Annotated in this window: 3 protein-coding genes; all 3 read right to left on the bottom strand. The window is 73.3% G+C overall.

Annotation, left to right across the window (positions count from 1 at the left end; genetic code table 11):
* The coding region (locus tag AC1D15_RS25500; protein WP_477828189.1) for a hypothetical protein at positions 1-458 on the bottom strand (458 nt) is incomplete at its 3' end.
* On the bottom strand, positions 455-2,392 hold the full coding sequence (locus AC1D15_RS25495) for a SulP family inorganic anion transporter (RefSeq protein WP_477828188.1): 1,938 nt from the start codon (positions 2,390-2,392) through the stop codon (positions 455-457). The genes AC1D15_RS25500 and AC1D15_RS25495, both read right to left, overlap by 4 nt.
* A 38-nt stretch (positions 2,393-2,430) precedes the next feature.
* Positions 2,431-2,821, bottom strand: a 391-nt coding sequence (locus AC1D15_RS25490) for a winged helix-turn-helix domain-containing protein (RefSeq protein WP_477828187.1), incomplete at its 5' end; no start/stop codon positions are given.

Below are 2,821 nucleotides of genomic sequence, written 5' to 3'. Positions count from 1 at the left end.
GTCGCGGCCAGAGCCGGGGCCGGGACCACCGCCGGGGCCGATGCCGCGACGGCGATCGACACCACCGGTGCCACCGGCACGATGGTCGCGACCTCCGGCCCCTTCGGCAGCACCGGACGCGAACCGCTGAACGACATCGCGAAGGAGGCCGCACCGGCCACCAGCCCGCCGCCCACCAGCCACGGCAGCAGCCGGCCGATCGAGCGTGCCGGCCGCAGCGCCGCGGTGCGCGACACCGCCGCATCGCGGCGCGGCGGGGCCGCCAGCGCGGCGATCTCTTCGGGCTTCAGCATCTGCAGCGTCGGCACGAAATCCGTGCGCTCGCCTTCGGCGGCCCCGTTCACCTGGGGCACCTTTGCCAGGGCCAGGTCGCGCTCGAGCTGCGCATCGAGCCGCGCCAGCATCGAGACGAAGGCGTCGCGCTCGCGCGTGCCGGCTTGCATCGCGGCGCCGCTCATGATGCGCTCCGCACGATGCTGACGCGCTTCATGCCGGCCAGGAAGGCCTCGCGTGCGCGGCTCTCGTCGAGCTGCCCGGCCAGCGCGTTGCAGAACTGGTCGCGATTGGTGACGACCGAGGCCGCACGGCGCACCAGCACCTCGGCGATCGGCCCGATGTGCTCGGCCAGCAGCCGTGTCGCGTGCTCGATGACCGCCTGCGGCACGGTCTGCGCTTCGCGCCGCGCCCGCTCCACCTCGAGGTCGCGCAGGCCCTGCGCATCGGTGCAGTAGTTCACTGCATCGCCGATGTGGCCGAACACCAGGCACGGGCGCAGCGGCGATTCCATCTCGGCGATGCGCTCGCCGCCGACCACCAGCAGCTGGCGATCGTCGCGCTGCATCACCGCGGCGCAGCGCGACAGCGCCTTCGCCGCGGTCAGGTCCAGGCCGCCGCTGCGCGTCAGGTCGAGCACCACCTGGCGCGAGCCGATGCTCACGCGCTCCACCGCATGCACCGCGGCCTCGACGGTCGCGAAGAACAGCGGCTGGCCGATCTCGATCACCGGCACGTCGCGCGAACTCGTCTGGCCCATCGGCACGCCGACGATGGTCGGGGCCATCGCATCGGTCGCGTTGTATTCGCGGCGCACCAGGCTGTCGCGCATCTGCACGAAGGCCAGCACCGAGGCCGCGACCACGCCGGCCGCCACCGCCACCAGGATGTCGGCCGACAGCATCAGCACGCACACGATCAGCACCACCGCCAGTTCGCCGCGCATGCCGCGCCGGTCGGCCTGCCATTGCGCCAGCAGCTCGCGCACCGGCGGCACGGCGATCTCGCCGGCCACGCACAGCATCAGCGCCGCCACCACCGCCAGCGGCACCTTGACGATGACCGAAGCGAACACCAGCGTGCCCAGGCCCACCAGCATCGCCGAGGCGAACGCGGCGCTGCGCGAGGTGGCGCCGGCCTGCATGTGCACCGACGAGGTCGAGGTGCCACCGGCCACCGGCAGCCCGCCGGCCAGCAGCGAGACCAGCGAACCGAGGGCGCCGGCCATCAGCGCGCGGTTGGCGTCGAAGCGCTGCGTGCCGAGGTCTTCGATCTGCATCGCCGAAGTCAGCGTCTCGACCGAGTTGACGAGCGCGATCACCGCGGCGAAGGCCAACACGTCGATCCAGCGGCCGGGCGGCCAGCCTTCGAGGAACTGCCCGACGAGGCGCGACACCGGCAGCAGCGGGCCGCCGGCCAGGTCGATGGACGGCAGGTGCGGCAGCGCACCGGGTGCGCCGAGATCGACCACCAGCGCGACCAGCAGGCCGGCCGACAGCCCCGCGAGCATCGCGCCGCCGGTACCGTAGCGGGCCCGCAGCAATGCGAACACGCCGAAGGTGCCGATGGCGGTGCACAGCGGTGCCCACGGGCGCAGGCGGTCCGGCGCGGCCACCAGGTCGGGCAGCTCGGACCAGATCAGCCGCAGCGCCAGCGCGATCACGAGGCCTGCCGTCACCGAGGTCGGGATCAAGCGGATCAGGCCGCCGAGCTTCAGCGCCGCGAAGGCCRGCTGCAGCAGCATCGCGAGGAACAGGCACAGCGACAGCAGTGCGAGCACCTGCGGCAGCTTGACGCCGTCGCCGGCACTGAACGACGCAGCGGCCGCCGCGATCACGACCGCGACCGAGGCGCGCGGCGAGAAGATCTGCGTCGGCACCGAGCCGAACGCGCTCGCGACGAGGGCGCCGAGCGAGGCGGCGATCAGCCCCGACAGCACCATCGCCGACACCACGCCCGGCCCCATCGACGAGATCGATCCGGCCGCCACCGCGCCATACGACACGGTGGTGATCAGCGACAACAGCGCGGACAGCGAGGCCCCTCGCACGTCGCCCCAGGGCAGCGGGACGCGGTCGGGACGCAGGCCGTCGAAGGTGGAGTGGGTGGTGGAGCGCATGGTGGTGGTGGGCGGTGGAGGGTTCAGGCGTGGAGGATTCAGGCGTGGAGCCCGGCCTGCGCCGCCAGGCCGGGAGCGGCCGTGGGCGCAGAGGAAGGTCCGGAGGAGGTGCGCGGCACGGCGGCCGCATCGATGCGGTAGCCGCTGCCGTAGACGCCGCGCAGCGCGAGCGCCTCGCCGGCGCAGCGCTTGAGCTTGCGGCGCAACTGATAGATGTGCTGCTCGATCGAGCGGCCGGTGATGCCGGCATCGGTGCCCCAGACGTCCTGCGCGAGGCGGGCCCGGGTCACCAACTGGCCGGCGTTCTCGAACAGCAGCTGGGCGAGCGCGAGTTCGCGGGCCGTCAGGCCGACGCGCTGCGAGCGCGAGACGATGGCGCTGGCGCCGCGGTCGATGCTGCAGCCGGCCACGCTCGGGCCGGTCTCGGCC

This window comes from Rhizobacter sp. P2_H2 (assembly GCF_056403375.1).
The sequence above is the reverse complement of the archived record's forward strand: the minus strand, read 5'-3'. Positions and strand labels throughout refer to the sequence as shown.